We start from the raw sequence: 25574 nt of genomic DNA, 5'->3' as shown, positions 1-25574 counted from the left end.
TCTCACTGGATGAGCCTAAGGGATCACCAAACCTTAGCGTGAATGTCATTGGCTGATTACTTATGTCCCGCCAGGGGGGCATCCCGGGCATTGTCTCGGCAAACCGGAACATTCGCGCGCGATGGGGCGCTAACGGAGGCTGCTGTTGTTGGGACGCCCCCTAGGGAGGGCGGCGCCCTCTTTGGCAGAGTCGATACGACACTGGCGGCGGAGAGAGGCGGCACGCTTTGGACAACCGCCGCCAGGGCAATGCTTCGTTCAGCTTACAACGTAATCCGGAACTGGGCGAAACCGTCTTCTGTATCGCCCACCTGTTCCATCTCCACGCCTGTCACCTCATCCACGTAGTCGGCGGCTTTCGGCCCCGTCTCGAACAAAACGCTGGTGCCCTCCATCGGCGAAAAGCGCCAGTTGGCGTCTGCGCGGGGGCTGATGGTGCCTTTTTCAACGATGTAGCGCACGATCACATCACGGTTGGTGTCGGGGCCTTCAAAAACGGTGGTGTCACCCGAAGCGCCGGGGAATTCGCCGCCGCCGCTGGCGCGGTAGTTGTTGGTGGCAATGATGAACTCGGCTTTGGGATTAATGGGTTGGCCGTCGAACTTTAGGTCAACGATCCGGTTGGCTTCCGCGTTCATCACCTCGCCCTTGGGGCCGAACTTGGAGGGCTGGCTGAGGTCGATCTGATAGGTCACCCCGTCAATCACGTCGAAGTTGTAGCTGGGGAAACTGTCGCTGAGCAGGGGTTGGTCTTGTTGTCCGGGTGTAATTTGGTTGAACATGCCGGCAGACCGCTCCAGCCAGTCTTTTACCTGTGCCCCAGTCACCCGCACGGCGCGGGCGGTGTTCGGATAGAGGTAGAGGTCGGCGACATTTTTGATCGCCACATCGCCTTTGGGCACATCGGTGTAATACTCCGGTCCACCCCGCCCCCCGGCCTTGAAAGGCGCGGCGGCTGACAGGATCGGCAGACCCTCATGCGCGGTCCCCTTGAGCATTTGTTCAATATACCACGTCTGCGCATTTGAGACGATCTGCACCGAAGGGTCATCGGCCACCAGCGCAAAATAGCTGTGCAGGTTGGCGTCGGTCTTGCCCACGGCGCGCCGCACATAGGCGAGGGTTTCGTCATGCTCTTGTTGAACGGAGGCGAGGATTTCAGGATCGCTCTCGACCAGTGCCATGACCGAACGGTCCTCGTTGCGTTGCGAGATGGCGCGGGCCTCGGCGCTGTGGCTGGCAATGCGCCAGTTGCCGCCGTCACGCTCTAGCATCAGGTCGATAAGACCTAGGTGGCTGCCCCAGAACCCGCCCATGGTGGCGGGCTTGCCGTGGATCGTGCCTTTGCTCACGTCCACGCCCGGATAATCGGCATAGGTGCCTGAGGGGAAGACGAGGTGGCTGTGGCCGGTCATGATCGCGTCGATCCCTTCAACCGCGGCCAGCGGGACCGAGGCGTTCTCCATCATGTCTTCTTCTTTGGCCGCCCCAATGCCGGAGTGCGACAGCGCGATAATGATGTCGGCCCCGGCCTCTTTCATCTGCGGCACCCAGGCGCGGGCGGCCTCAAGGATGTCGCGCGCCTGCACCTTGCCTTCGAGATGGCGACGGTCCCAGTTCATGATCTGCGGTGGGACAAAGCCGATGATGCCGATCTTGATGTCATGTTGCTCACCCGCGCCGTCGATCAGTTTGCGGTCGAGAAGCACATAGGGTTTTACCAGCGTTTCATCGTCACTGGGCTTGGCACCCACTTTCTTAACGACATTAGCGCTTACCACCGGGAAATCCGCACCCGCGAGGGATTTCATCAGGAAATCGAGCCCATAGTTGAATTCGTGATTGCCCAAGGTGGAAGCATCAAAGCCTAGCGTGTTCATCGCTTGGATCACGGGGTGCATGTCACCCTCTTTCATGCCGCGCTCATAGGCGATGTAATCGCCCATCGGGTTACCTTGCAGGAAATCCCCGTTGTCGAGCATCAGGGTGTTTGTCGCCTCTGCGCGGATAGATTTGACGATGCTGGCGGTGCGGGCAAGGCCAACGGTGTCGACTTCTTTGTCGGCGTAATAGTCGTAAGGAAAGACATGCACGTGCAGGTCTGTTGTCTCCATCAGCCGCAAATGCGCTTGATTTGCTCCCGCGCGCAGGGAGAAGGGATGGAGGGCCAGCAGCCCGGCAGAACCAGCTAGAAAGTGACGGCGGTTGAGGCGGAGTGTCATGCGGGCGTTCCTTTTTTCGTGGTTAGCTCTTACCTGCGGCGAAGGGAGAGGCCGTTGCAAGCCCGAAAATTAATCACCCGTCGCGCAGGCCGGTTTCCACTAGCATACCGCGTTTCTTGGCTTCGTAATAATAGCCACGCGCATACCATTTGATGGCGGTGCCGTGGTCTCCGTCGGACAAAAGCCAAGCGCCGCGAAGGTATTTCAGTGCGTATTTCAGATTGGTGTCGGCGTCCAAAAGCTCAGACGGGCTGCCTTGGAACCCCATGGAGCGGGCGGTGGCAGGCAGAATTTGCATCAGGCCATAGTAGGGGCCGTTGCGGGCGCGGGGATTGTGGGTGCTTTCGCGGATGGCCAGACGATGAACCAGAGGGCGCGGCAGGTCATAGAAATCTGCCCAGTGGTTGATCTTGCGCCGCAGTTCAGGCGTCTCATTCGGGTGGAGGGGCAGGGCCGAGCGCTGCGGGGGTGTCGGCTCTTCCATAGGTGCTGCATTGCAAGCGGTGAGAGCGGTGGCGGCGATGAAAGAGAGAAACATGCGGCGTGTTGTCTGAGGCATGATGCACCGAGGCTTGTTATATCGGCGCGAAGATCACCCCAAGGGGCCTAGCGGGCAAGAGTGTTGGCAAAACATACGCGGCCCCTTGCCCAGCGGTTGGGGCGCAAAGCGCGGCTTTCCGCCACGCTTAGACGTCGGCGACGATTTCGCCTTTCATTTCGCCCGTCATGCGGGTCTGATCTTCGCGCTTTACCGAACGTCGGACCTCGTCAATCTTGAGCTCTGCAGCGTCGCGTGTGGCCTTGTCGGGCCATTCGGTGATTGCGGCACTGGTGCGCTCAGAGGTGCGCACGACGGTGATGCGGCTCGCGCCAAACCCTTTGAGTGCGGGCAGGCGTTTATCCTCAATTGCGCGCAGGGCTACGTCATAATCCGCCCCGTCGGCGATCTCCCAAGTGGTGATGGTGATGTATCGCATGTGTCATCCTCCATGCTGAATGGGGGTATGATAGCATAAAACGGCTGTTTTTGCAGGGTTTTTGCGGACTGGGCGTGTAAAATGGGATAGCAACGCAAAACGCCGCGTGGAAGGTCCACGCGGCGTTAAGTCTTTGATCGAAGGCAGAACAGCTTAGCTGTCGTTTGCTTCGTCCTCAGGGGTTTTCACCACTTCTGCCATATCATCGTCGCCAGCGGCAGAGCCGATGTCGTCGAACAGTTCGGAAATTTCGAATTCAGCAGCGGCTTCCTCTTCGGCGGCCAGTTCCTGGATCGATTTGCCGGATGCCTGAAGCTCGGCCTCTTCGGGCGAACGGGCGACGTTCAGCTCGATGGTGGCGTTGACTTCGGGGTGCAGGATAACCTGCACTTCGTGCACGCCCAGCTCTTTGATCGGGTTCATCAGCACGACCTGCTTGCGGTCAACCGAGAAACCTTCGGCGGTGGCGGCTTCGGCGGCGTCACGGGTGGTGACGGAGCCATAGAGCGCACCAGCGTCGGAAGCGGAGCGAATCACGACGAATTGCTGACCGTTCAGCTTTTCGGCCATCTTCTCGGCTTCTTTTTTGGTCTCGAGGTTTTGCGCCTCAAGCTGGGCTTTCTGACCTTCGAATGCTTCGACGTTGGCCTTGGAGGCCGACAGCGCCTTGCCCTGCGGCAGCAGGTAGTTGCGAGCGTAGCCCGACTTTACGTCGACGACTTCGCCCATCTGGCCCAGTTTGGCCACACGTTCCAGAAGGATAACTTGCATGTGCTCTCTCCTTACTTAACGGCGTAGGGCAGCAGGGCGAGGAAACGAGCGCGTTTGATGGCACGGGCCAACTCGCGTTGTTTCTTGGCCGATACGGCGGTGATACGGGAAGGAACGATCTTGCCACGCTCAGAGATGTAGCGTTGCAGCAGACGTGTGTCCTTGTAGTCGATCGCAGGTGCGTTGTCGCCCGAGAAGGGGCACACTTTACGACGACGGAAAAATGGTTTTGCGGCCATGATTTAAGTCCTTTTTTTCAAGCGTTGATCAACGGCGTTCGCGGCGTTCGGAACGCTCGTCACGCTTTTGCATCTGTACGGACGGCAGTTCTTTGTGCTCATCAACTTTGATGGTCAGAACGCGCATCACGTCGTCATGCAGGCGCATCAGGCGCTCCATTTCCTGCACGGCGGTCGCAGGTGCGTCCGAACGCAGGAAGGCATAGTGGCCCTTGCGGTTTTTGTTGATCTTGTAGGCCATCGTTTTGACGCCCCAGTACTCGCTGTCGACGAGCTTGCCGTCGTTGTCCGCGAGAACGGTGCCAAAGTGTTCGATGAGGCCTTCTGCTTGCGTGTTGGACAGGTCCTGACGCGCAATCATAACATGCTCATAAAGCGGCATGTGCACTCCTATTTATATCAAGGCGCATTTCATAGGCGGGGCATTCATCCTTGCGGCCCCACCACGAGAGTCTGCGCGGTTCATATGCTTTGCAAGGAAGCGTCCGTATACACGGTTTGTGTCCCGCGGCAAGCCCCAAGCACCCGCAGCAAGGCTTGTTCGGCGCAGGCTCAGAGGATACATCAGGCAAAACGCATAAGAGAGGCCACCTTGATGAGCATTGCATTCGTTTTCCCGGGCCAGGGTGCCCAGACCATCGGCATGGGCCGCGATCTGGCCGAGGCCTACCCCCAGGCGCGCGCCGTTTTCCAAGAGGTTGATGACGCCTTGGGTGAAAAGCTGTCGGAGATGATCTGGGAGGGGGACATCGAGACATTGACGCTCACCCAGAATGCGCAGCCTGCGCTGATGGCCACTTCGATGGCCGCGATGGCCGCGCTGAAGGTCGAGGGCATCGGGGTGGACAGGGCCGCGTTTGTGGCAGGTCACAGCCTTGGCGAATATTCCGCACTTTGTGCCGCCGGGGCGCTGTCGCTTTCCGCTACCGCCCGGCTGCTGCGCATCCGTGGCAAGGCCATGCAGGCCGCGGTGCCGGTGGGCGAGGGGGCGATGGCCGCTATCCTTGGGCTTGGTATAGAAGAGACCGAGAAACTGGCCGAAGCCGCTGCTGAGGGCGAGGTCTGTCAGGTCGCCAATGAAAACGACCCGAGCCAGAACGTGCTGTCCGGCCATAAGGCCGCTGTGGAACGGGCTGTGGCGATGGCCAAGGACGCAGGCGCGAAGCGCGCGTTGTTGCTTCCGGTCTCTGCGCCTTTCCATTGCCCGCTGATGGGGCCTGCCGCTGAGGAGATGGCGCGCGCTTTGGGGGAGGTCACATTCAATGATCCAGCTGTGCCGCTGGTGGCGAATGTCACCGCCGAGGCGGTCACCGATGCCGCGAAGATTCGCGAGTTGTTGGTAGAGCAGGTGACAGGCCGGGTGCGCTGGCGGTCTTCGGTTGAGTGGATGGCCGCGCAGGGTGTCACCGAGGCCTGGGAGATCGGCGCGGGCAAGGCGCTCTCGGGCATGATCCGCCGGATCGAAAAGTCCCTCGCCACCCGCAGCATCGGCACGCCGGATGAGGTCAAAGCCGCGAAAGAAGCGTAACGACCCGGAGGGCCGAGATGACGATGCAAGAAACCCTGACGCTGCTGCCGGATTGGCTGATCTGGTGGTTCAATTGGCTGGTCTTTGCCGTGGCCGTGCTGCCGCTGGCTCTGCTAATCTGGCCCCAAAGCCGCAGGGTCGGGGTGATTGCCGTTTTGGCGAGTATCCTGACGGGTGCTGCGGTCTACGGCATGTTCCGCCAGATGGGATACGTCAAACTGCTCGGCCTGCCGCATTTGCTGATCTGGGGGCCGCTGGCGGTATATCTGTTCCGCAAGCAGGCCAAGGATGCCATGCCGATCGTCGCGCGTTGGATCATTCGGGTGATCTTGGTCACCTTGTTGATCTCGCTGGCCTTCGATGTGGTGGACGTGTTGCGCTATATCTTGGGCGAGCGGACTCCGCTGGGGCGTGAGGCATGAGGCGGCTGATTGCCGTCTTTGCGCTGCTGCTCTCAGTTGTGGCCTGTGGCACCCTTGAGAATGCCAGCGATGGCACGCGGATGCAGGTTCAGGGGCCGTATCTGTTGATGTCCGGCACGATCACCAGCCGAACACCTGCCACTTTCGCGCGCCATCTGGCCGAGAATCCGCGGATTGATACGGTGGTTCTGGGGCAGATCGACGGCTCTATTGATGCGGCGGCGACGCACCGGATGGGGCGACAGATTCGCAGATTGGGGCTGGCGACCGAGCTGCGGTCGGGCAGTGTGGTTGATTCTGGCGGTGTGGAGCTCTTCATCGCCGGAGCCAAACGGCGCATGGCGCCGGGGGCGGCGCTGCGGGTGCATAGCTGGCGCAATGGCTACCGCGAGGGCAGCAGCTTTCCGCGGCAATCGCCCAAACATCAGATGACACGGCGCTACGTGGCCGAGATGCTGGGCAATGACGCCTTTTACTGGTTTACCTTGCAGGCAGCGCCATCTGACGGGATACACAAGATGACAGCGGATGAAATCCGCCGCTACGGGCTGCTGACGCGGCCCTGACTGATAGAATAAAGGAAGAGACATGTTCGATCTTACAGGAAAGAATGCCCTGATCACTGGCGCTTCGGGCGGCATTGGCGCGGATATCGCCCGCAAATTGCATGCCCAAGGCGCCACCGTCGGGCTGTCGGGCACGCGGACCGAGCCTTTGCAAGCGCTGAAGGCCGAATTGGGCGAGCGGGCGCATGTGCTGCCTTGTAACCTGAGCGACATGGAAGCCGTCGATGCGTTGCCGAAACAGGCGGCTGAGGCGATGGGCTCGGTCGATATTCTGGTGAACAACGCAGGCATCACCCGCGACAACCTGTTCATGCGCATGTCGGATGATGAGTGGAACTCTGTGCTCAACGTGAACCTGACCGCGACGTTTAAGCTGTGCAAAGGGGTCATGCGCGGGATGATGAAGGCCCGTTGGGGCCGGATCATCAATATCTCCAGCGTGGTGGGCGCGACGGGCAACCCCGGTCAAGCAAACTATGCGGCCTCCAAAGCGGGTGTCGTGGGCATGTCTAAGTCGCTGGCCTATGAGGTGGCAAGTCGTGGGATCACTGTGAATGCCGTGGCGCCGGGCTTTATCACCACCGCCATGACCGACAAGCTGACGGACGAGCAAAAGTCTGGAATCATGGGGCAAATTCCGGCAGGCCGCATGGGTGACCCGGATGAGATTGCCGCCGCTGTGGTCTATCTTTCTAGTGCCGAGGCTGCTTATGTGACAGGGACCACCTTGCATGTGAACGGCGGTATGGCCATGTTGTGACCCTGCGCCGCAATAGCGTTTGCCAAGCCTGCGGCATGTGCTAAAGGGGGCGCAGAATCGAAACGAAGGGTGCTTGATTGCCCCCTCCGCCTTGTGCGAACAAGGAAAATAGCCGCCCCTTTTGGGGCATCCTCCAAACGCTGATCATCGGCGGGCGGAAACCAAAAGGGGCCTGAATGGCCCGAAGACATGAGGACTTATTATGAGCGACGTCGCAGACCGCGTGAAAAAGATCGTTGTAGAACACCTGAGCGTGGAAGAGGATAAAGTGACTGAGAATGCGTCGTTCATCGACGATCTTGGCGCTGACAGCCTTGACACCGTGGAACTGGTGATGGCGTTCGAAGAAGAGTTCGGCATCGAGATCCCCGATGACGCCGCTGAGAACATCCAGACCGTTGGCGATGCGGTTAAGTTCATCAAAGAAGCCTCCTAAGGCTTTGCCGGGCGACCGGCGGAATTGAGATTTTAAAACGGCGTTGTTCCTAGCGGAATGACGCCGTTTTTATTTGTCGCAGCGGGGCGGGCTTGTCCCTTTGGTGCCGAAGCCGCATGTCTTCGCCAAGAAGTTTCAAGCGTGAAGGCAATTCACCCCATGTCCCGAACGATTCCGACCATCAACACAGCCAGACTGACCCTGCGCGCCATGCGGGCCGAGGATTTTGAGCGCTATGCTGAGATCTGGGCGATGCCGGATGTAGCGGATCGGATACTTGATCGGCCCCGGGCGAAGGGGCAGTCGTGGGATGCTTTCCTGCGCAATGCTGGGCATTGGCAAATCACGGGATTCGGGCAATGGGCGGTGCAGCTTCACCGGCAAAGAGAGATGCTGGGGCAGACGGGTTTCGTCTTTGGCTCACGGAATTTCGGTGAGGATTTCGATACTTACCCCGAAGCGCGGCTGGTCTTGGCGCCTCAGGCGCAGGACCAGCGTTTGGGGTTTGAGGCCGCACGCGCGGCGCATGAATGGTTTGATCGGGTGATCACCGGGCGCACGGTTTGCATGATTTCGGAGGGCAATGAGGCGGCGTTGCGGATCGCGGGCGCGCTTGGGTATCAGCCGCTGCGGGAGGCAAAGACAGCGGGTGGCCCGGTGCATCTGCTGACCCGGCGCGGCCCGCCGGTCTAACGGTACCGTAAGGCCCTCACCACGTGTGATAGCCACCCGATTTCGAAGATCGGCGTTTTTGTGCTATGCTTGCGGCCCCCCGCCGATATGCTTGTGCCTACAGGCTTTTGCAGGGTAAGAGGTTCGCCGAGAGATTATCGGCAAGGGGCACTAAGATGCGCAGAGTTGTAGTAACGGGTTTGGGTTTGGTTACCCCCCTCGCGGACGGCGTGGAAGAAAGCTGGAAACGGATCCTTGATGGGCAATCCGGAGCCGGACCGATCACCGGCTTTGATCCCAGCAAATTGGTGACCCAATACGCCTGCGAAGTGCCTTTGGGCGATGGCAGTGATGGCACCTTTGACGCCAATAAATACATGGAGCCGAAAGAGCAGCGGAAGGTAGATACTTTCATCCTGTTCGGCATGGCCGCCGCTCAACAGGCGGTTGAGGATTCGGGTTGGTTGCCGACCGAGAAAGAAGATCAGGAGCGCACCGGCGTGTTGATCGGCTCGGGCATCGGTGGATTGAACTCTATCGCCAATACTGCTGTCATGATGGCCGAAAAGGGTCCGCGCCGCGTGAGCCCGTTCTTTGTGCCCGGCGCGCTGATCAACCTGATCTCGGGTCAGGTGTCGATCCGCTATGGCTTTAAGGGGCCGAACCACTCGGTCGTGACTGCTTGTTCCACTGGGGCGCATGCCATCGGTGACGCGGCGCGGCTGATTAAATACGGCGATGCGGATGTGATGATTGCAGGCGGCGCAGAGGCGGCGATTTGCGAGATCGGCATGGCGGGCTTTAACGCCTGTAAGGCGCTGTCGACCAAACGCGGAGACGACCCCAAGAAAGCCAGCCGCCCCTATGATGTGGACCGTGACGGTTTCGTCATGGGTGAGGGCGCGGGCATCGTGGTCTTGGAAGAATACGAGCACGCCAGGGCGCGCGGTGCCAAGATCTATGCCGAAGTGCTGGGCTATGGCCTGTCTGGCGACGCGCATCACATCACCGCACCGTCGGAAGACGGCGAGGGTGGCGAACGCTCTATGCGGGCGGCATTGAAGAACGCGGGGCTGGAGCCGAAGGATGTCGATTACATCAACGCGCATGGCACCTCGACCATGGCCGATACCATCGAATTGGGCGCGGTCGAGCGTCTGATGGGCGATGCGGCGGGCAAAGTGACCATGTCCTCGACCAAATCCGCGACCGGGCACCTCTTGGGGGCTGCTGGCGCGATCGAGGCGATCTTCTGCATGCTCGCGATCCGCGATCAGGTGGCGCCGCCGACGATCAACCTTGATAACCCAGCGGTTGAGACTCCAATTGATCTGGCACCGAACAAAAAGGTCGAGCGCAAGATCGACGTGGCGTTGAGCAATTCGTTCGGCTTTGGCGGCACCAACGCATCGGTACTGTTCGGGAAAGTCCGCTAAATGTGGCGTCATATCGCTTCTAACGCCGTGACGTTTCTGTTGGTCGGCCTGTTTCTGCTTGGGGGGATCATCCTCTGGGGCAAGACGACCTATGTCGCCGAAGGGCCGTTGGAGCAGGCGATCTGTGTGCAGGTCGAGCGCGGCTCGAACATGCGACAGGTGAGCCAGAGCCTTGAAGAACAGGGCGCGGTCTCTTCGCCCGCGCTCTTTCGCATGGGCGCGGATTACGAGGAGAAGTCGGGCAGCCTGAAAGCCGGCAGCTTTCTTGTGCAGCCCGGCACGTCAATGCAGGGGATCGTGGATATCGTGACCCAAGGCGGGGCCAGCACCTGTGGCACCGAGGTTGTGTACCGCGTGGGCGTGAACCGCGTAAGCGTGCAGGTTCGTGAGTTGGACCCGGTGACAAGCCGGTTTGTTGAGCGCGCGGAGTTCACGCCGGGTGAGGAAGAGACGCCCGAAGCCTATACCGAGATCTCGAGCAAGAACGACACGCGGTTTCGGGTGGCGCTGGCAGAGGGTGTGACAAGCTGGCAGGTGGTTGAGGCGCTCAAGCAGGTGGAACAGCTGACTGGTGAAATTGAAGACGTCCCCGCTGAGGGCAGCCTTGCGCCAGACAGCTATGAGGTCCGCCCGGGCGATGAACGGACCGAGGTTATCGCACGGATGTCGGCAGCGCAGCAGGTCTTGCTGGCGCAGGCCTTCGAGGCGCGCGACCCCGATCTGCCGATTGAGACGGCAGAGGAATTGCTGATCCTTGCGTCGATCATCGAAAAGGAAACCGGCGTCGCGGCGGAGCGGGAGCAAGTCGCTAGTGTCTTCGTGAACCGTCTGAACCAAGGCATGCGCCTGCAAACGGACCCGACGGTGATCTATGGCGTGACCGAGGGCAAGGGCGTGCTGGGCCGTGGGCTGCGCCGCTCGGAGCTGCGGGCAGAGACGCCGTGGAACACCTATGTGATCGACGGTCTGCCGCCGACCCCGATTGCCAATCCGGGCCGGGCAAGCCTGATGGCCGCCGCGCAACCGGCGGAGACGGATTTCGTCTTCTTCGTTGCCGATGGCACCGGGGGGCACGCTTTTGCTGAGACCTTGGATGAGCATAACCGCAACGTGGCGCGCTGGCGTCAGATCGAGGCGGAGCGCGGCGCGGAAGCGGCCGGGAATGCCTCAACGGGTGGAAACTGAGACATTTAAAAAACCCGCTGGAGACAGCGGGTTTTTATCAGCGCGGGTGCTTTGCCGCACGGCGCTGTAAGGTGTTGTTAACACAGTTTTTCTTGACTTTGCGCACGGTCTAACGTAGGACTTGTGACACGCTAGAGGACATGGGCGAACGGCCCCGGGGTGACCCGGTGGTCGTTTTTTTTGTGTCTGCTCGGTTGGGGATAACCAACAAGAGGTAAAGCGATGACGATCATTACCCCGGAGCAAGAGACGGAAGACAGCGCGGAAATTCTGCGCGGTCTCCAAGAAGCAATCGGCGCGCTGCGTCGGGAAATCGAAGGTCTGACGGAACAGGCCCGGTCCGGGGGGGAACTCAAGGAAACTGCGGTGTCTGGCACCACGTCCAAAGTGGCGGGCTTGCTGGCGCATTGCCTGAAAGCGGAGAACACGCTGAATGACTGTCGAAACCGACAAGCTGGAATCGCGCGCGGGGGCTATGCCCTCGACATGGACAAAGCGCGGGCTGACATCGGGTGCAAGCTGGATCGCCTGCGCCGATGTTCAGACCCAGGCGCAGTTTCTGAATGACCTAGGTGAGGGAGAGCTTCTGGCTCTCCCTTTTTTGTTCGAGTTCTGGGCGCTGGACCATCAGCTGCCGCCTGAGGGCGATTGGCGGACATGGGTGATCATGGGCGGGCGCGGTGCGGGCAAGACCCGCGCCGGGGCGGAATGGGTGCGCAGCAAGGTTGAGGGGAGCCGTCCGCTTGATCCTGGGGAGTGCAGCCGTGTGGCGCTGGTGGGAGAGACCATTGAGCAGGTGCGCGAGGTGATGATTTTTGGCGACAGCGGCATTCTGGCCTGTAGCCCGCCGGATCGGCGGCCCGATTGGGAGGCGACGCGCAAGCGGTTGGTCTGGCCCAACGGCGCGATTGCGACGGTGCATACGGCGCATGATCCCGAAGGGCTGCGCGGGCCGCAGTTTGATGCGGCTTGGGTGGATGAATTGGCGAAATGGAAACGCGGGCAGGAGGCTTGGGATCAGTTGCAATTTACGCTGCGCTTGGGGGAGCGGCCTCAGGTCTGTGTCACCACGACGCCGCGCAATGTGGATGTGTTGAAGGCGCTTTTGGCCGCGCCGTCCACGGTGACGACCCATGCGCCGACGGAGGCGAATGCGGCGAACTTGGCGGGGTCTTTCCTTGAAGAGGTGCGGGCGCGGTACCGCGGCACGCGGCTCGGTCGGCAGGAGTTGGACGGAGTGTTGCTGGCAGATGCGGAGGGCGCGCTCTGGACCTCGGCTTTGCTGGAAGCGGGCCGGTTGCGCGCGGCGCCGGAGTTGGATCGGATCGTGGTGGGCTTGGACCCGGCGACGACCAGCGGGGCGGGCTCGGATGAATGTGGGATCGTTGTAGTGGGCGCGCAGACCAAAGGGCCGCCGCAGGATTGGCGGGCGGTGGTGCTGGCCGATTGCACGGTGCAGGGGGCCACGCCCAACGGTTGGGCGCAGGCGGCGATTGCCGCGATGACGCGCCATGGGGCGGATCGGTTGGTGGCCGAGGTGAACCAAGGGGGGCAGTTGGTGAGCGAGGTACTCAGGCAGGTTGATCCGCTGGTCTCGCTCAAGACCGTGCATGCAGCGCGGGGCAAGGTGGCACGGGCGGAGCCTGTGGCCGCGCTTTATGAGCAGGGGCGGGTGAGCCATTTGCCGGAGTTGGACGCGCTGGAGGATCAGATGTGTCTGATGACGGCGCGGGGCTATGAGGGCAAGGGCAGCCCGGACCGTGTCGATGCGCTGGTTTGGGCGCTGCATGAGCTGATGATTGAGCCTGCATCCCAGTGGCGCAGCCCGGGGGTGCGGAGCCTTTGAGGGGGTGTTGCAGGCAGCAGCGCACGGTGGGTTTCGCGGGTTTTAAGATTTTATTGAGAAAGTTTGTCAACGCCGGGCAGCAGAGGATCACGCTGCTGCCAAGGCCGAGCAGAATGAGGAGCGACAGATGGTATTCGATTTTCTACGGCGCGGCGCGGCTGAGACGGTTGAGCAGAAAGCTTCGGCGACCGGGCCGGTTGTGGCCTATCAGACCTCGGGTCGCGTGGCCTGGAGCCCGCGGGACAGTGTGAGCCTGACGCGCTCGGGGTTCTGTGGCAATCCGGTTGGGTTTCGCTCGGTCAAGCTGATTGCCGAGGCGGCGGCGGCCTTGCCGCTGGTCGTGCAGGACGCGGCGCGGCGCTATGACGATCATCCGCTGATGTCGCTGATGCGCCGCCCGAATACGGGGCAGGGCCGGGCCGAGTTGTTCGAGGCGCTCTACGGGCAGATGCTTCTCAGCGGTGATGGCTATGTCGAGGCGGTGGGCGGCGAGGGTGGTTTGCCGATTGAGTTACATGTGCTGCGCTCGGACCGGATGAGCGTGGTGCCGGGGGCGGATGGATGGCCGGTGGCCTATGAATATGCGGTGGGCGGGCGCAAGCATCGCTTTGACGCCAGCGGGGCGGTGACGCCGGTTTGTCATATCCGCAACTTTCACCCGCAGGACGACCACTACGGGTTCAGCCCCCTGCAGGCGGCGGCCATGGCGATGGATGTGCATAACGCGGCGAGCCGTTGGTCCAAGGCGCTTTTGGACAATGCGGCGCGGCCCTCGGGGGCGATTGTGTATCGCGGGGCCGAGGGGCAGGGCAAGCTGAGCGAGGATCAATATGACCGGCTTGTGAGCGAGATGGAGAGCCACCATCAGGGCGCACGGAACGCTGGCCGGCCAATGCTGCTGGAAGGTGGGCTGGATTGGAAGCCGATGGGCTTCTCGCCTTCGGACATGGAGTTTCAGAAGACCAAGGAGAGTGCGGCGCGTGAAATTGCGCTCGCCTTTGGGGTGCCGCCGATGCTGATCGGGGTGCAGGGGGATGCGACTTACGCGAATTATCAGGAGGCGCATCGGGCGTTTTACCGCCTAACGGTGCTGCCGCTGGCGACACGGGTGACGGCGGCGCTGGCGGATTGGCTGAGCGGGTATTTGGGCGAGGCGGTGACCTTGAAGCCTGACCTTGATCAGGTGCCAGCGCTTTCTGCCGAGCGGGACGCGCAATGGGCGCGGGTGGCGGCGGCGGAATTCCTGACCGACGCGGAAAAGCGCAGCTTGTTGGGGCTGCCGGTGGTGGCGGATCATGCATGAACCTCGGGAGATTGAGCGGTTTGAATGTGCGCCAGGGCTGCGGGTGCAGGCGCATGAGACCATCAGCGCGGTGCACCGCGAGAACATGCAGATGCGGTTTGACCGGATCGAGCAGATGATGGAGCGGCTGGAGCGGCGGTTGTGGCTGACGGTTTACGGCGTCGTGGCGGTGATCTTGGCGCAGGCGGTCCAATCCTTTCTGGTGGTGGCGCCGTAGCGGGCTGAACAAGAGGAAATACAATGGGTTATCAGGTGATTTACCCCGGTGTTTGGCCGGGGAACGGGGGAGCTTTGTCTGCAGGGGCGGCGGGGCTGGAGCATAAATTCGCTAAGTTTGGCCACGTGGCGCCCGTCGATGGCGGGGTCGAGATCAGTGGCTATGCGAGCCTGTTCGGCGCGGCGGATCAGGGTGGCGATGTGGTTGCGGCGGGGGCCTATGCGGCCTGCCTCGCGCGCGCCAAATCCGCTGGCCGCAGCATCAAGATGCTTTGGCAGCATGACCCGGCCCAGCCCATCGGCGTTTGGGACGAGGTGCGCGAGGACAAGCGCGGGCTTTGGGTCAAGGGGCGCATTCTGTCGAGCGTGGCGCGGGGCCGGGAGGCGGCGGCGCTGATCGAAGCGGGTGCGATCGACGGGCTGAGCATCGGTTACCGCACCGTGAAGGCGGGCAAGAACACTAAGGGCCAGCGGCTGCTCTCGGAATTGGAGCTTTGGGAAGTGTCGCTGGTGACGTTCCCGATGCTGCCCACCGCACGGGTCGCGGCCAAGGACGAGTTCAGGGCCGTCGGTGAGGTTCTGCGCGAGATGGCGGCGGCTTTTGAAGAGGCGCGGGTCGAGATGAAGCGCGGGGCCGATCAGTGATGTGCACAACAACAGAGGAAATATGATGAGCAAGAGCGATGCAAACGTCAGCACGAAGTCAGGCGCAGACCTGTCCCCGGCGGAGGAAGTGCGGCAGGCCGTGAGTGGTTTTGTCAGCGACTTCAACGGCTTTCGGGCCGAGATGAACAGTAAACTTCAACAATCAGAAGAGCGAATTGCCATGATGGATCGCAAGATGACCCTGCCTGCCCGTAGCCCCCTTGGGGGCGCGATTGACCACGATGCGCCGCACAAGAAGGCTTTTGATGCCTATCTGCGCAACGGCGACGATGATGCGCTGCGCGGGCTCGAGCTGGACGGCAAGTCGATGTCGACGGCGGTGAATTCGGACGGCGGCTATCTGGTCGATCCGCAGACCTCGGAGCGGGTGCAGTCGGTGCTGAATTCCGGGGCGTCGATCCGGGCGATTGCGGCGGTCGTGCAGGTTGAGGCGACGTCTTATGACGTGCTGGTGGATCATACGGATGTGGGCGCCGGTTGGGCCACCGAGACCGGCGCGCAGGCCGAGACGGATACGCCGCAGATCGACCGGATCACCGTGCCATTGCATGAGTTGAGCGCGCTGCCGAAGGCGAGCCAGCGTCTGTTGGATGACAGCGCCTTTGACATTGAAGGTTGGCTGGCAGGGCGCATTGCCGATAAGTTCGCGCGGGCTGAGGCGGCGGCCTTTGTCAGCGGCGACGGGATCGACAAGCCGACTGGCTTTTTGAGCCATCCGGTTGTCGACGACGCGGCATGGGCCTGGGGCAATCTGGGCTATGTGGCCAGTGGCACCAATGCCAACCCCGAGGCGGATGCGATTGTCGAGTTGGTTTATGCGCTCGGCGCGGCCTATCGCAAGAATGCGGCCTTCGTGATGAATTCCAAGACCACGGCAAAGGTGCGTAAACTGAAGGACACCGATGGGCGGTTCTTGTGGTCGGACGGGCTGGCGGCGGGTGAGCCTGCGCGGTTGATGGGCTATCCGGTGCTGGTGGCCGAGGACATGCCTGATCCGGCGGCGGATTCCATGTCGATCGCTTTCGGTGATTTCGCGGCGGGCTACACGGTCGCCGAGCGTCCGGACCTGCGCATCTTACGCGATCCGTTCAGCGCCAAACCGCATGTGCTGTTTTACGCGACCAAACGTGTCGGCGGCGATGTGAGCGATTTTGCGGCGATCAAGCTGATGAAATTCGGCCTGGCGTAAGCCGGTGTCGAAACCGGGGCCGGGGCAACTTGGCCCCGGTCCGGACGTGCGCCAGCGTGGTTGTGTTGTCTAGCTGCTCCCCTCCAACCGAGCAATGCAACCGGTGTGCGTCCGGGACTGAGCGAGTGGCCCCGAGGGGCGAGGGGCCAAACTTTGGAGACGTTCGATGATGTTGATCGAAGAAACAAATGTTCCCGATGCGGTGTTGCCGGTGGAAGCCCTTAGTGTGCATCTGCGCCTTGGCAGCGGTTTTGGGCAGGACGGTCTTCAAGACCCCGTGCTGCGCAGTTTCCTGCGTGCGGCAATGGCGGCGGTCGAGGCGCGGACGGGAAAGGTTCTGATCACGCGGCGGTTCGCGCTATCACTGACCTTTTGGCGCGACGCGGCGGCTCAGGTCTTGCCGGTGGCGCCTGTGCAAGAGATCGCACGGGTATCTTTGGTGGCGCGGGACGGGACGGAAACGCTGGTTGATCCCGAACGCTATTGGTTGGAGCGCGATGCGCAGGCGCAGCGCCTGCGTTCCAGCACCGCCGCCTTGCCGCGCATCCCGAGTGCCGGTGCCGCGCTGATCAGCTTTGACGCGGGGATGGGCGCGGATTGGGACGGCCTGCCGGATGACTTGGCCCAAGCGGTGATGTTGCTGGCGGCGCATTACTACGAATACCGCGACGATACGGCGCTTGGTGAAGGCTGTATGCCCTTTGGCGTCAGCAGCCTGATCGAACGCTACCGCCGGGTGCGGGTCGGCTTTGGCGGTGTGGCATGAGCCGGCCGCATCTGAACCGACGGCTGGTCTTGGAAACGCCCCAGCGGGTGAGCGATGGGGCGGGCGGCTATAGCGAGCTCTGGGCACCGCGTGGAACCCTCTGGGCTGAGGTCCAGTCGCGTACCGGGCGCGAGGTCCTGCAAGGCGGGGTGGCAATCAGTCGGATTGGTTTCAAGATTACTGTTCGCGCAGCGCCACAAGGCTCGCCCGAACGGCCAGCGGCGGAACAGCGGTTTCGCGACGGTACACGGGTTTTCGTGATCCGAGCGGTGGCCGATAGCGATACGAGCGGGCGGTATCTGACCTGCTTTGCCGATGAGGAGGTGGCGGTATGACCTATGCGCTTTCAGGGGCTTTGCAGGCGGCGATCTATGATCACTTGCAAGATGATCCGTGGCTCTCGGCCCTAATCGGTGACGCGGTCTATGACGCGATGCCGGGGGGCAGCTTGCCCGAGACCTATGTCCTGCTTGGCGGCGAGACGGCGAAGGATGCCTCGGACCCAGAGGGGGCGGGAGCAGAGCATCGGTTTGTCGTGTCGGTGATCACCAGCGCGCCTGGGTTTGCGACGGCCAAGACTGTCGCCTCGGCGGTATGCGATGTGCTGCATGGGGCAACGCCAGGGCTTAGCCGGGGGCGGGTGGTCGATATGGCCTTTCTGAAAGCCACCGCGCGGCGGATCGATGGCGCGGCAGGCAGACAGGTGGATCTGCAGTTCCGCGCCCGGATCGCGGACGCATAAGACTTCATAGAATCACGATAGTTGCGAGGAGATAGAGATGGCAGTTCAAGCGGGCAAAGACCTTTTGGTCAAAGTGGACATGACCAGCGACGGTCAGTTTGAAACGATCGCCGGGCTACGGGCGAAACGGGTGAGTTTCAACGCGGAAACGGTGGATGTGACCTCGCTCGATTCCAGCGGTGGTTGGCGGGAGTTGCTGGTGGGTGCGGGCGTACGCTCTGCTGCAATCAGCGGGTCTGGCGTGTTTCGTGATGCCGGTACGGATGAGCGGGCGCGGCAGTTGTTCTTTGACGGGCTGACACCGGATTTTCAGGTTATCATCCCGGACTTTGGGGTGGTGCAGGGGCCGTTTCAGGTTTCCGCCTTGGAATATGCCGGGTCGTTGAACGGCGAGGCCACGTTTGAACTGAGCCTCCAATCCGCCGGGGAGCTGACCTTTACCCCCGATGTGGCGGTGTGAGCATGGCGAACCCGTGGCGTGGAGACGTGAGTCTGGTGATCGACGGTCAACGTCATGTGGCGCGGCTGACCCTAGGTGCCCTGGCTGAGCTGGAGGCAACATTGGAGGCCGACAGTCTGGTCGCTTTGGTTGAACGGTTTGAAAACAATAGATTTTCCAGCCGGGATGTTCTGGCCCTGCTGCTGGTTGGGCTGCGCGGTGGCGGTACGGTGATAGATGCCGCAACGCTTGAGCATGCGCAGATTGAGGGCGGGCCGATGGCGGCGGCACGGGCGGCGGCGGAACTGCTGGCGCGGGCCTTCACGGTACCGACGTGAGCAAGGCGCGGTGCTTTGACTGGTCCGCATTGCTGCGGATTGGGCTGTCTCGGTTGAGCCTAACTCCGGATCAGTTCTGGGTGCTGACGCCGGCGGAATTGCAATTGATGCTGGGGCCGCCAACCGCGGCCGCGCCGCTGTTGAGTGACGGGTTGGCCGCCCTGATGGCGGCCTATCCAGATAAGAAAAAGGGGTCCGACGATGGCTGACTTCGACGATTTCGAGAACCTTGAGACCCGCGCGGATGGGTTGAATGAGACGCTGGCGCAAACCAGTGGTTTGGTGGCGGGGTTCGATGGTGAGTTGCGCCGGATGCGAAATGCGCTTTCGGCAACCGGAAAAGATGTGGCGACCCTTGAGAAAGGGCTGAGCCGTGAGTTGCGGCGTGCATTCGATGGTGTGGTGTTTGACGGCGCCAAACTGTCGAACGCGCTGACCGATCTGGCCAATTCGATGATCCGTTCGACCTATAACGCCGCGATGCGCCCGGTGACGGATCATTTTGGCGGGCTGATCACTGATGGCGTTGGGAGCATCGTCGAAGGAATACTGCCGTTTGCCAACGGAGCGCCCTTTTCCCAAGGCAAGGTCATGCCGTTTGCGCAAGGAGGGGTGGTGACCTCAGCCACGGCTTTCCCCATGCGCGGCGGTGTGGGTCTGATGGGGGAGGCCGGACCAGAGGCGATTATGCCCTTGGCCCGGGGCGCGGATGGCAAGCTGGGTGTGCGGGGCGCGTCTGGGGGTTCGACCACCATCGTGATGAACATCACTACGCCCGATGTGCAGGGGTTCCAGCGCAGCCAAAGCCAGATCGCGGCGCAATTGAGCCGCGCGCTGAGCGCCGGCAACCGCAACCGCTAATCCGGGCAAAGATTACAGGAGCAGACCATGGAATTTCACGATGTCAGATTTCCCCCTTCGCTGAGCTTTGGGTCGGTGGGTGGACCGCAGCGGCAAACGGATGTGGTTACTTTGGCAAATGGCTATGAGGAACGTAACACACCCTGGGCGCACTCGCGTCGCGTTTATGATGCAGGGCTGGGGATGCGCTCCATTGATGACATCCAAGAGCTGATCGCCTTTTTCGAGGCGCGGTTGGGTCAGATGTATGGGTTTCGTTGGAAGGATTGGGCTGATTACAAGTCGGGCAAGATGGCCCTGCCGGTAGCCTTCGATGATCAAAGTATTGGCTTTGGCGATGGGGTTTCGGCCCGCTTCCAGATTTTTAAGACTTACCGCTCAGGCCCGCATAGCTACCGCCGTCCGATCTCCAAACCGGTCGCGGGAACAGTGCGTGTGGGTGTAGAGCAGGATGAGCTGCAAGAGGGCGTTGAGTATGAGGTAGATGCCACCACGGGCATCATCACCTTCGCCCATCCCCCGGATCCGGAAATGGAGATCTTCGCGGGGTTTGAGTTCGACGTGCCGGTACGCTTTGACACCGACCGCATCCTCACTTCTGTTGAGAGTTTTCAGGCCGGGCAGGTGCCCAATGTGCCAGTGATTGAGGTGCGGGTTTGATGGCGGGGTTAGAGGCTGGATTTGCAGCGCATATCGCGCGTGGTGTGACGACGCTTTGTCATTGCTGGCAGGTAACGCGGCGCGATGGGGAGGTCTTGGCCTTCACCGATCACGATATGCCACTGCACTTTGGGGGGGTGACCTTTCGGGCGGACACGGGGCTGAGCGCAAGGGCGCTGGCACAGACAAGCGGGCTGTCAGTCGACAATACCGAGGCGCTTGGCGCACTTAGCGATGACGCGATCCGCGAGGATGAGATCGAACAGGGGCGGTTCGATGGGGCTGAGGTGCAGGCGTGGTTGGTGAACTGGTCGAAGCCTTCGCAGCGGCTGCTTCAGTTTCGTGGCTCAATCGGAGAGTTGCACCGCGCGGGGGGTAGCTTTCGCGCCGAATTGCGCGGGCTGACGGAGCCGCTGAACCGCCCTTTGGGGCGGGTTTTTCAAAAGCCCTGTTCTGCGGTTCTGGGGGATAGCAATTGCCGCTTTGATCTCAGCGCGCCGGGCTATGCTGAGGCGCGCGCGGTAGAGATCGTCGAGGAAGCGCAATGTTTTCGCTGGGCTGAATTCGCGGGTTTCGAAGAAGGCTGGTTTGCTCGGGGGCGGCTTGATGTGTTGGATGGTCCCGCTGCGGGGCTGTGGGGCATGGTAAAGCTCGATTACTTCGAGGGTGCGCAGCGCGTGATTGAGCTTTGGGAGCCGATCAGAGGGGCATTGCCAGAGGGAACACTGGTGCGCATCACGGCAGGTTGCGACAAGCGGATGGAAACCTGTCGGTTTAAATTCAACAACCTATTGAACTTTCAGGGGTTCCCTGACCTGCCGGGTGAAGATTGGATGATGGCGGTGCCGCGCTCTGACGGGGCAAATTCGGGCGGGTCACGCAGGTGAGCGCGGTTGGAGAGCGCGTGGTGAGCGCCGCACGCGAATGGATCGGCACGCCCTATGTACATCAGGCAGCGGTGAAAGGGGCGGGCTGTGACTGCCTTGGACTACTGCGGGGGCTTTGGCAGGAATTTCTGGGAGCTGAGCCCGAAGCGGTACCGCCCTATTCGATGGATTGGTCCGAGCCGCAGGGAGAGGAGCACCTCTGGGCGGCAGCGTTGCGGCATATGGCGGTGAAGGACAGCGGTGATGCGGCCCCCGGTGACGTGCTGCTCTTTCGGATGCGCCACGGAGCCGTGGCAAAGCATCTTGGCTTGCAGGCGCATGTCAGCAGCAACCCAAGTTTCATTCATGCCTATACAGGGCATGGGGTGGTCGAAAGCCCGCTTAGCGCGCCCTGGCGGCGGCGTATTGTGGCGCGGTTCATATTTCCTGAGGAGGTCTCCTGATGGCGACGATTGTTCTTTCGGCAGCAGGTGCGGCGGTTGGCGGCTCTATCGGGGGCACGCTGGCAGGGTTGTCCTCAGTCGCGGTTGGCCGTGCGGTGGGCGCGACTTTGGGGCGTTTGGTTGATCAGCGGTTGTTGGGGCAAGGCGGGCAGGCGGTGGAAACCGGCAAGGTGGATAGCTTCCGGCTGACCGGTTCCGGCGAAGGTGCTGCGATCCCCCAACTTTATGGCCGGATGCGGCTGGCGGGTCACGTGATCTGGGCCTCACAGTTCCAAGAGGTCACAAACGTCACCGGGGGCGGCAAAGGTGGTCCGGCGACGCCGAAAACAACCGAGTATAGCTACACTGTTAGCCTTGCCATTGCGCTGTGTGAAGGCGAGATCACCGGCGTTGGGCGCATTTGGGCCGATGGGGAGGAAATCGCCCCGGATGACCTGAACATGCGTGTTTACCGAGGCCAGCCGGGTCAGCAACCTGATCCGACCATCGAAGCAATTGAGGGGGCAGACCGGGTCCCTGCCTATCGCGGCACGGCCTATGTGGTAATGGAAAACCTGCCGCTTGCGCAATTTGGCAACCGCGTACCGCAGTTCTCTTTCGAGGTGATGCGCCCCGAACAGCTTGATGTGCCGGGTTCGGAACATGGGCCAGCCTTCGGTGTTCAAGGGGTCGCCTTGATCCCCGGCACCGGGGAGTATGCAATGGCGACCACGCCGGTGCATTATGCCGATGGTCCCGGCAACCGTTGGAGCGCCAATGTGAACTCTCCGGCCGCCAAGTCTGATTTCTCGGTAGCGCTGGAAAATCTGACTGAAGAGTTGCCTCGGCTGGAGGCTGCTTCCCTTGTTGTGTCATGGTTCGGCAGCGATCTGCGGTGCGGTGCATGTCGTCTGCGCCCCAAGGTGGAAGATCCGGACATAGATGGGGAGAACATGCCTTGGCGGGTTTCCAGCGTCACGCGCGGGACGGCGGAGGTGATTGCGCAGCAAGATGACCGCCCCATCTATGGTGGAACGCCTGCAGATGCCGCGGTAGTGGAAGCGATCCAAGCGCTGAAAGCGGCGGGCAAGGGAGTAATGTTCTACCCGTTCATCCTCATGGATCAGACCGAAGGCAACGGTCTGCCGGACCCTTACAGCGATGCAGAGAACCAGCCACGTTTGCCATGGCGCGGGCGGATCACCCTATCGGCCGCACCGGGGCGCCCTGACAGCCCGGATGGCACGACAGCAGCGAACGCAGAGGTAGACGCCTTTTTCGGAACGGTCAGAGCGGTGGACTTCATGGTGGCAGATGGCTCGGTAAGCTACACAGGCCCTGAGGAATGGACCCTGTCACGGTTCATCCTGCATTACGCCGCACTCTGCGCAGCAGCAGGCGGGGTGGAAGCCTTTTGCATCTCATCAGAAATGCGTGGACTGACGCAGATTCGCGGGGCAGCGAATGGCTTTCCTGCTGTGGCGGCACTGCGGGCGCTGGCGGTCGAGGTGCGCGCCTTGCTCGGACCGGAGGCCAAAATCAGCTATGCTGCGGATTGGTCCGAGTATTTCGGCTATCAACCGCAAGACGGCAGCGGGGATGTCTACTTCCACCTTGATCCGCTCTGGGCCGATCCGAACATCGATTTCATTGGTATCGACAACTACATGCCGCTGGCTGATTGGCGGGATCAGCCGGGGCACTTGGATGGCGAAGACTGGTCCGAAATCTATGATGTCGGGTATCTGAAATCAAACATCGAAGGCGGCGAGGGCTATGACTGGTACTACCACTCGACTGAGGCGCGGGCCGCGCAGATTCGCACACCAATCACCGACGGGGCACATGGTGAGCCATGGGTCTACCGCTACAAAGACCTGCGCAACTGGTGGAAAAACCATCATCATGAGCGCATTGGCGGCGCGCGGCAGGCCGCGGCGACGGATTGGCAACCTATGTCTAAGCCGATTTGGTTCACGGAATATGGCTGCGCCGCGATCGACAAAGGGGCGAACCAACCTAACAAATTCCTTGATCTGAAGAGCTCGGAAAGCGCATTGCCACATTATTCTACGGGGGCGCGGGACGATTTGATGCAGATGCAATATCTGCGCGCAACCTCGGAATACTGGCGCGATCCGGCGCATAACCCAACTTCGGAAGAATACGGCGGACCGATGCTCGACATGTCGCGCGCCTTCGTCTGGGCTTGGGACACGCGGCCCTTTCCCTTCTTTCCCAATAATGTTGGCCTTTGGAGCGATGGCGAGAATTACAGCCGGGGTCACTGGCTGAACGGGCGCGCCTCGGCGGGGTCTCTGGCGTCGGTCGTGGGTGAGATTTGCCGCCGAGCAGGGGTCCCGCATTTCGACACTTCGGAGCTTTTCGGCTATGTCCGCGGCTATGCAGTGACCGAAGTCAGCGAGGCGCGTGCGGCTCTGCAGCCGCTCATGCTGCGCTATGGGTTCGATGCCATCGAACGCAATGGAGCACTGCAGTTTCGGATGCGCGATGGGACGGAGGCAGTGACAATAGAGCAGGAAATGCTGGCGGTGAGCCCTGATTTGGATGGGCTGACCGAGCAATTGCGCGAGGCAGATGCAGAGGTTTCAGGGCGTGTGCGTCTGCGTTTCATTCAAGCAGATGCGGATTTCAACGCGATCTCCGAAGAGGCGGTTCTTGCGGATGAGGCAACCCATGCGGTGAGCGGCACTGAATTGAACATGGCGCTGACGCGGGGCGAGGGGCGGCAGGTGGCTGAACGCTGGCTGACCGAAGCCCGCGTGGCGCGCGAAGCGTTGCGGTTGGCTTTGCCCCCTTCGCAGATGGCGCTCGGTGCGGGCGATGTGATTGAACTGCCGGCGGATGGTGCAGAGAGGCCGGGGCGCTACCGGATCGACCGCGTGGAACAGGCCGGAGCACTGCTGGTCGAGGCCACCCGAATTGAGCCCGAAGTCTATGATCCCGCGCCGCTTGAGGAAGAACTGGCAAGCATGCGCCCCTTCGTGCCCCCACTGCCGGTTTTGGCGCAATTCATGGACCTGCCTTTGTTACGGGGAGATGAGGTACCTCATGCACCGCATCTCGCTGCTACAGCGCAGCCTTGGCCAGGGTCGGTCGCGGTCTATCGTTCAACCACGGATGCGAATTATGCGCTCAACGCCGTGGTACCCAGCCGATCTGTTGTGGGCGTCACCAGAACGCCGCTACGCGCGGCGCGGTCCGGGCTTCTGGATACGGGCCGGGTGCTGGAAGTGAAGTTGATCAGCGGGAACCTTGAATCGGTCAGCCGGGAGGCGCTTTTGAACGGGGCGAACCTCGCCGCCATCGGCGACGGCAGCGTGGACAATTGGGAATTGTTTCAGTTTCAGGAGGCGCAGCTTGTCGCTCCTCTGACCTATTGGCTGCAGGGGCGTCTGCGCGGACAGGCGGGGAGCGATGGTTTAATGCCCGAGGTTTGGCCTGCCGGATCGACCTTCGTGCTGATGAACGGCACGCCGCAACAGGTTGAACTCAGCCCGCATCTGCGGCGTGTGGCACAGCACTACCGGATAGGGCCCGCGCGGCGCCCCGTGGATGATCCGTCTTACGTGCATCAGGTCCAAGCGTTCGATGGGAATGGTCTGCGGCCCTTCAGTCCATGTCATCTGCGAGTTGTGACTGAACAGAACGGAGATTTCGGCTTTAGCTGGGTGCGGCGCACGCGCATTAATGGGGATCCTTGGGAGGGGCCAGAGGTGCCGTTGGGAGAGGAGAGAGAGCGGTATCTTCTCCGCGTTTTTGCGGGCAGCGCTCAGCTACGCGAAGAGTTACTCGATACGCCGGAATGGACTTACAGCAGTGCTGCGCAGGTTGACGATGGCGTCAGCGGGGCATTTGAAATCACGGTCGCCCAGGTCTCAGCGACCTATGGGGCGGGGCTGCCAGCGCGCCTTACGGTGGCGGAATAAGCGCTCGGCTGATCACGATTTCAAGCGTGGGCGGATTTACAAATGGTCCTGCGCTATTGCATGAGCTACCCTAGC

30 protein-coding genes are annotated in these 25574 nt (G+C 61.5%); 24 read left to right on the top strand and 6 right to left on the bottom strand.

Going from position 1 to position 25574, the window contains the following annotated elements:
• Positions 1-263: 263 nt before the first annotated feature.
• The 6 genes from K3759_RS09280 to rpsF form a co-directional block, all read right to left on the bottom strand.
• Positions 264-2222, bottom strand: a complete 1959-nt coding sequence (locus tag K3759_RS09280; RefSeq protein WP_259981302.1) for a bifunctional 2',3'-cyclic-nucleotide 2'-phosphodiesterase/3'-nucleotidase — start codon at positions 2220-2222, stop codon at positions 264-266.
• 73 nt (positions 2223-2295) lie between these two features.
• Positions 2296-2781, bottom strand: coding sequence for a transglycosylase SLT domain-containing protein (locus tag K3759_RS09275; protein ID WP_409202478.1), 486 nt, complete (start codon positions 2779-2781; stop codon positions 2296-2298).
• A gap of 127 nt (positions 2782-2908) precedes the next feature.
• Positions 2909-3199 carry a hypothetical protein gene (locus tag K3759_RS09270; RefSeq protein WP_259981300.1) on the bottom strand — a complete coding sequence of 97 codons (291 nt, stop codon included), beginning with the start codon at positions 3197-3199 and terminating at the stop codon, positions 2909-2911.
• Between the two features lie 153 nt (positions 3200-3352).
• Entirely contained in the window at positions 3353-3970 is a 618-nt protein-coding gene (rplI, locus tag K3759_RS09265) for a 50S ribosomal protein L9 (RefSeq protein WP_259981299.1), read from the bottom strand.
• 11 nt (positions 3971-3981) lie between these two features.
• Positions 3982-4209 carry a 30S ribosomal protein S18 gene (rpsR, locus tag K3759_RS09260; RefSeq protein ID WP_005852865.1) on the bottom strand — a complete coding sequence of 76 codons (228 nt, stop codon included), beginning with the start codon at positions 4207-4209 and terminating at the stop codon, positions 3982-3984.
• Positions 4210-4237: 28 nt separating this feature from the next.
• A complete protein-coding gene (rpsF, locus tag K3759_RS09255; protein ID WP_067626662.1) occupies positions 4238-4591 on the bottom strand; it encodes a 30S ribosomal protein S6 in 354 nt (117 codons plus the stop codon).
• 213 nt (positions 4592-4804) lie between these two features.
• Here rpsF and fabD point away from each other — a divergent pair, with 213 nt between their 5' ends.
• The 24 genes from fabD to K3759_RS09135 all read left to right on the top strand — a co-directional run bounded on the left by fabD (position 4805) and on the right by K3759_RS09135 (position 25499).
• On the top strand, positions 4805-5737 hold the full coding sequence (gene fabD / locus K3759_RS09250; RefSeq protein ID WP_259981298.1) for an ACP S-malonyltransferase: 933 nt from the start codon (positions 4805-4807) through the stop codon (positions 5735-5737).
• Positions 5738-5754: 17 nt separating this feature from the next.
• A complete protein-coding gene (locus K3759_RS09245) occupies positions 5755-6159 on the top strand; it encodes a hypothetical protein (protein WP_259981297.1) in 405 nt (134 codons plus the stop codon).
• Positions 6156-6725, top strand: coding sequence for an alpha/beta hydrolase (locus tag K3759_RS09240; RefSeq protein WP_259981296.1), 570 nt, complete (start codon positions 6156-6158; stop codon positions 6723-6725). The genes K3759_RS09245 and K3759_RS09240 overlap by 4 nt, the downstream gene beginning before the upstream one ends.
• 22 nt (positions 6726-6747) lie before the next feature.
• A complete protein-coding gene (gene fabG, locus K3759_RS09235) occupies positions 6748-7485 on the top strand; it encodes a 3-oxoacyl-[acyl-carrier-protein] reductase (protein WP_243260788.1) in 738 nt (245 codons plus the stop codon).
• A 202-nt stretch (positions 7486-7687) separates the two neighbouring features.
• A complete protein-coding gene (locus tag K3759_RS09230) occupies positions 7688-7921 on the top strand; it encodes an acyl carrier protein (RefSeq protein WP_067261852.1) in 234 nt (77 codons plus the stop codon).
• A gap of 159 nt (positions 7922-8080) precedes the next feature.
• Positions 8081-8614, top strand: coding sequence for a GNAT family N-acetyltransferase (locus tag K3759_RS09225; RefSeq protein ID WP_259981294.1), 534 nt, complete (start codon positions 8081-8083; stop codon positions 8612-8614).
• Between the two features lie 155 nt (positions 8615-8769).
• Entirely contained in the window at positions 8770-10029 is a 1260-nt protein-coding gene (gene fabF, locus K3759_RS09220; RefSeq protein WP_259981293.1) for a beta-ketoacyl-ACP synthase II, read from the top strand.
• Positions 10030-11214, top strand: a complete 1185-nt coding sequence (mltG, locus tag K3759_RS09215; RefSeq protein WP_259981292.1) for an endolytic transglycosylase MltG — start codon at positions 10030-10032, stop codon at positions 11212-11214.
• Between the two features lie 475 nt (positions 11215-11689).
• Entirely contained in the window at positions 11690-13060 is a 1371-nt protein-coding gene (locus tag K3759_RS09210; protein WP_409202516.1) for a DNA-packaging protein, read from the top strand.
• A 127-nt stretch (positions 13061-13187) separates the two neighbouring features.
• Positions 13188-14363 (top strand): phage portal protein, encoded by a 1176-nt coding sequence (locus K3759_RS09205; protein WP_259981291.1) that lies wholly within the window; start codon positions 13188-13190, stop codon positions 14361-14363.
• A complete protein-coding gene (locus K3759_RS09200) occupies positions 14356-14580 on the top strand; it encodes a hypothetical protein (RefSeq protein ID WP_259981290.1) in 225 nt (74 codons plus the stop codon). Before K3759_RS09205 ends, K3759_RS09200 begins: the two co-directional genes overlap by 8 nt.
• 23 nt (positions 14581-14603) lie before the next feature.
• Positions 14604-15224: an HK97 family phage prohead protease gene (locus tag K3759_RS09195; RefSeq protein WP_259981288.1), complete on the top strand. Its 621-nt coding sequence runs from the start codon at positions 14604-14606 to the stop codon at positions 15222-15224.
• Between the two features lie 25 nt (positions 15225-15249).
• Positions 15250-16434, top strand: a complete 1185-nt coding sequence (locus K3759_RS09190) for a phage major capsid protein (protein ID WP_259981287.1) — start codon at positions 15250-15252, stop codon at positions 16432-16434.
• Positions 16435-16600: 166 nt separating this feature from the next.
• Complete coding sequence (locus K3759_RS09185; protein ID WP_259981286.1) at positions 16601-17200, top strand: head-tail connector protein; 600 nt, start codon at positions 16601-16603, stop codon at positions 17198-17200.
• Complete coding sequence (locus tag K3759_RS09180) at positions 17197-17535, top strand: phage head closure protein (protein ID WP_259981285.1); 339 nt, start codon at positions 17197-17199, stop codon at positions 17533-17535. Before K3759_RS09185 ends, K3759_RS09180 begins: the two co-directional genes overlap by 4 nt.
• Positions 17532-17942, top strand: a complete 411-nt coding sequence (locus K3759_RS09175) for a DUF3168 domain-containing protein (protein WP_259981284.1) — start codon at positions 17532-17534, stop codon at positions 17940-17942. Before K3759_RS09180 ends, K3759_RS09175 begins: the two co-directional genes overlap by 4 nt.
• 37 nt (positions 17943-17979) lie before the next feature.
• Entirely contained in the window at positions 17980-18402 is a 423-nt protein-coding gene (locus K3759_RS09170; protein ID WP_259981283.1) for a phage major tail protein, TP901-1 family, read from the top strand.
• A 2-nt stretch (positions 18403-18404) separates the two neighbouring features.
• On the top strand, positions 18405-18719 hold the full coding sequence (locus K3759_RS09165; RefSeq protein ID WP_259981282.1) for a gene transfer agent family protein: 315 nt from the start codon (positions 18405-18407) through the stop codon (positions 18717-18719).
• Positions 18716-18928 carry a rcc01693 family protein gene (locus K3759_RS09160; RefSeq protein ID WP_259981281.1) on the top strand — a complete coding sequence of 71 codons (213 nt, stop codon included), beginning with the start codon at positions 18716-18718 and terminating at the stop codon, positions 18926-18928. The genes K3759_RS09165 and K3759_RS09160 overlap by 4 nt, the downstream gene beginning before the upstream one ends.
• The gene (locus K3759_RS09155) at positions 18921-19580 is read left to right on the top strand and encodes a phage tail tape measure protein (protein ID WP_259981278.1); all 660 of its coding nucleotides are present in this window, start codon (positions 18921-18923) and stop codon (positions 19578-19580) included. The genes K3759_RS09160 and K3759_RS09155 overlap by 8 nt, the downstream gene beginning before the upstream one ends.
• Positions 19581-19607: 27 nt before the next feature.
• Complete coding sequence (locus tag K3759_RS09150) at positions 19608-20240, top strand: DUF2460 domain-containing protein (protein WP_259981276.1); 633 nt, start codon at positions 19608-19610, stop codon at positions 20238-20240.
• Positions 20240-21127, top strand: coding sequence for a DUF2163 domain-containing protein (locus tag K3759_RS09145; protein ID WP_259981275.1), 888 nt, complete (start codon positions 20240-20242; stop codon positions 21125-21127). The genes K3759_RS09150 and K3759_RS09145 overlap by 1 nt, the downstream gene beginning before the upstream one ends.
• Complete coding sequence (locus K3759_RS09140) at positions 21124-21570, top strand: NlpC/P60 family protein (protein ID WP_259981274.1); 447 nt, start codon at positions 21124-21126, stop codon at positions 21568-21570. The genes K3759_RS09145 and K3759_RS09140 overlap by 4 nt, the downstream gene beginning before the upstream one ends.
• Positions 21570-25499, top strand: coding sequence for a glycoside hydrolase/phage tail family protein (locus tag K3759_RS09135; RefSeq protein WP_259981272.1), 3930 nt, complete (start codon positions 21570-21572; stop codon positions 25497-25499). The genes K3759_RS09140 and K3759_RS09135 overlap by 1 nt, the downstream gene beginning before the upstream one ends.
• Positions 25500-25574: the final 75 nt, after the last annotated feature.

This window comes from Sulfitobacter sp. W027, assembly GCF_025143985.1.
Lineage (GTDB): Bacteria > Pseudomonadota > Alphaproteobacteria > Rhodobacterales > Rhodobacteraceae > Sulfitobacter.
Note: the sequence above shows the minus strand (reverse complement) of the source record. Positions and strands in the feature narration are given on the sequence as shown.

Excerpts from the sequence above, each read along its gene's own strand:
- K3759_RS09280 (WP_259981302.1), bottom strand. The coding sequence starts at position 2,222 with ATGACACTCCGCCTCAACCGCCGTCACTTTCTAGCTGGTTCTGCCGGG.
- K3759_RS09275 (WP_409202478.1), bottom strand. The coding sequence starts at position 2,781 with ATGCCTCAGACAACACGCCGCATGTTTCTCTCTTTCATCGCCGCCACC.
- K3759_RS09270 (WP_259981300.1), bottom strand. The coding sequence starts at position 3,199 with ATGCGATACATCACCATCACCACTTGGGAGATCGCCGACGGGGCGGAT.
- rplI (WP_259981299.1), bottom strand. The coding sequence starts at position 3,970 with ATGCAAGTTATCCTTCTGGAACGTGTGGCCAAACTGGGCCAGATGGGC.
- rpsR (WP_005852865.1), bottom strand. The coding sequence starts at position 4,209 with ATGGCCGCAAAACCATTTTTCCGTCGTCGTAAAGTGTGCCCCTTCTCG.
- rpsF (WP_067626662.1), bottom strand. The coding sequence starts at position 4,591 with ATGCCGCTTTATGAGCATGTTATGATTGCGCGTCAGGACCTGTCCAAC.
- fabD (WP_259981298.1), top strand. The coding sequence starts at position 4,805 with ATGAGCATTGCATTCGTTTTCCCGGGCCAGGGTGCCCAGACCATCGGC.
- K3759_RS09245 (WP_259981297.1), top strand. The coding sequence starts at position 5,755 with ATGACGATGCAAGAAACCCTGACGCTGCTGCCGGATTGGCTGATCTGG.
- K3759_RS09240 (WP_259981296.1), top strand. The coding sequence starts at position 6,156 with ATGAGGCGGCTGATTGCCGTCTTTGCGCTGCTGCTCTCAGTTGTGGCC.
- fabG (WP_243260788.1), top strand. The coding sequence starts at position 6,748 with ATGTTCGATCTTACAGGAAAGAATGCCCTGATCACTGGCGCTTCGGGC.
- K3759_RS09230 (WP_067261852.1), top strand. The coding sequence starts at position 7,688 with ATGAGCGACGTCGCAGACCGCGTGAAAAAGATCGTTGTAGAACACCTG.
- K3759_RS09225 (WP_259981294.1), top strand. The coding sequence starts at position 8,081 with ATGTCCCGAACGATTCCGACCATCAACACAGCCAGACTGACCCTGCGC.
- fabF (WP_259981293.1), top strand. The coding sequence starts at position 8,770 with ATGCGCAGAGTTGTAGTAACGGGTTTGGGTTTGGTTACCCCCCTCGCG.
- mltG (WP_259981292.1), top strand. The coding sequence starts at position 10,030 with ATGTGGCGTCATATCGCTTCTAACGCCGTGACGTTTCTGTTGGTCGGC.
- K3759_RS09210 (WP_409202516.1), top strand. The coding sequence starts at position 11,690 with ATGCCCTCGACATGGACAAAGCGCGGGCTGACATCGGGTGCAAGCTGG.
- K3759_RS09205 (WP_259981291.1), top strand. The coding sequence starts at position 13,188 with ATGGTATTCGATTTTCTACGGCGCGGCGCGGCTGAGACGGTTGAGCAG.
- K3759_RS09200 (WP_259981290.1), top strand. The coding sequence starts at position 14,356 with ATGCATGAACCTCGGGAGATTGAGCGGTTTGAATGTGCGCCAGGGCTG.
- K3759_RS09195 (WP_259981288.1), top strand. The coding sequence starts at position 14,604 with ATGGGTTATCAGGTGATTTACCCCGGTGTTTGGCCGGGGAACGGGGGA.
- K3759_RS09190 (WP_259981287.1), top strand. The coding sequence starts at position 15,250 with ATGAGCAAGAGCGATGCAAACGTCAGCACGAAGTCAGGCGCAGACCTG.
- K3759_RS09185 (WP_259981286.1), top strand. The coding sequence starts at position 16,601 with ATGATGTTGATCGAAGAAACAAATGTTCCCGATGCGGTGTTGCCGGTG.
- K3759_RS09180 (WP_259981285.1), top strand. The coding sequence starts at position 17,197 with ATGAGCCGGCCGCATCTGAACCGACGGCTGGTCTTGGAAACGCCCCAG.
- K3759_RS09175 (WP_259981284.1), top strand. The coding sequence starts at position 17,532 with ATGACCTATGCGCTTTCAGGGGCTTTGCAGGCGGCGATCTATGATCAC.
- K3759_RS09170 (WP_259981283.1), top strand. The coding sequence starts at position 17,980 with ATGGCAGTTCAAGCGGGCAAAGACCTTTTGGTCAAAGTGGACATGACC.
- K3759_RS09165 (WP_259981282.1), top strand. The coding sequence starts at position 18,405 with ATGGCGAACCCGTGGCGTGGAGACGTGAGTCTGGTGATCGACGGTCAA.
- K3759_RS09155 (WP_259981278.1), top strand. The coding sequence starts at position 18,921 with ATGGCTGACTTCGACGATTTCGAGAACCTTGAGACCCGCGCGGATGGG.
- K3759_RS09150 (WP_259981276.1), top strand. The coding sequence starts at position 19,608 with ATGGAATTTCACGATGTCAGATTTCCCCCTTCGCTGAGCTTTGGGTCG.
- K3759_RS09145 (WP_259981275.1), top strand. The coding sequence starts at position 20,240 with ATGGCGGGGTTAGAGGCTGGATTTGCAGCGCATATCGCGCGTGGTGTG.
- K3759_RS09135 (WP_259981272.1), top strand. The coding sequence starts at position 21,570 with ATGGCGACGATTGTTCTTTCGGCAGCAGGTGCGGCGGTTGGCGGCTCT.